Here is a 1,316-nt window from a genome sequence, read left to right on the forward strand (position 1 = left end):
GGCTGGGGGTCCTGGTCGGGCGGGGCCACCGGGGTCTGCGAGATCGGCGGCTGCGGCGCCGCCCCGGCGAGTGCCGCCGCCAGGTCGAGGCGCGGCGTGGTGACCTGGGTGCCGTTGGCCTCGTACACGTACGGCCTGCCGGCCGTCTTCAGCTTGTCGATCAGGTCGGCCATCGGGGTCTCCGGGGAGGCCGCCTTCATCAGCGCCAGCGCGCCGGCCACATGCGGGGTGGCCATGGAGGTGCCGCTGTAGACGGTGGTCGCGTTGTCCGGCACCGACGACTCGATGTCCACGCCGGGCGCGAACAGGTCCAGCAGCGCGCCGCGGTTGGAGAAGTCGGCGATGGCGTCGCCGCCGTCGTTCGCGCCCACGGCCACGGCGCTGGAGATGCAGGCCGGGTACGAAGCCCCTTCGAAGAACTCGTTGCCCGCGGCCACCACGGTCGCGATGCCCTTGGCCAGCAGCGCGTCGATCTTCGGCTTGAAGACCGACCCTTCCTCGGACGTGTCGCACGCGCCTTCGTACAGGATCCCGCCCAGGCTCAGGTTGACCGCCGCGACCGGCTCGCTCAGCCCGGCCACGTAGTCCATGGCCTGCAGCAGCGACGACTCGTAGGCCAGCAGGCACGACGGCTCACCGCAGAGGTTCTCGTCGTTGATCCGGCTGAACACCTGCACCGCCACGATGTTCGCCCCGGGCGCCACGCCGCCGCTGCCGGCCGCGATGCCTGCCACGTGGGAGCCGTGGTCGCACAGGTTAACGCCGCCGGACAGGCACTGCGCCGTGGTCGCGTCCGCCGCGCCGGGCCCTGACTGCTGCGTCTGGCCGTTCGGGCAGAGCGTCTCGACGCCGGGCTCTACAGCGGAGAAGCAGGCCTCGGCCACGACCCTGCCGTTGTACCACGGGTGGTCGGGGTCGACGCCGGTGTCGAGCACCGCCACCGCCTGGCCGGCGCCGGTGTGGCCCTTCGCGTGCGCCTGGTCGGCGCCGATCAGCGTGAGGTTGGAGCCGACCTGGGTGGGCGTGTACGTCCTGTCACGGCGGATGGAGGCGACCCGCGGGTCCTCGGCCAGCTTGGCCAGCTCCTCCGCGGTGCCCTTCACGACCATGAACGTCTGGCTCTGCGGCTGCAGCACCACGTCCACGCTCTCGGCGGCGGCCTGGGCCGCCACGGGAGCGTTCTCCGCGGGGCCGGTCAGCTCGACGATGGCCCGCGCCGTGCCGCCGTCGACCCCTAAGCCCTCCTCGACCTTGTCCTCGGGCGAGGCCGGGGTGGGCGCCGGGGATTCGGCCGGAGATGCGGCAGGTGATTCGGC

1 protein-coding gene is annotated in these 1,316 nt (G+C 72.7%); it reads right to left on the bottom strand.

All coding sequences use genetic code 11. From position 1 onward, the window contains the following. A partial coding sequence (locus tag E1294_RS51965; RefSeq protein ID WP_165978003.1) for a S8 family peptidase occupies positions 1 to 1,316 on the bottom strand: 1,316 nt, incomplete at both ends.

It is taken from the genome of Nonomuraea diastatica, assembly GCF_004349015.1.
In the GTDB taxonomy this organism is placed as follows: Bacteria; Actinomycetota; Actinomycetes; order Streptosporangiales; family Streptosporangiaceae; genus Nonomuraea; species Nonomuraea diastatica.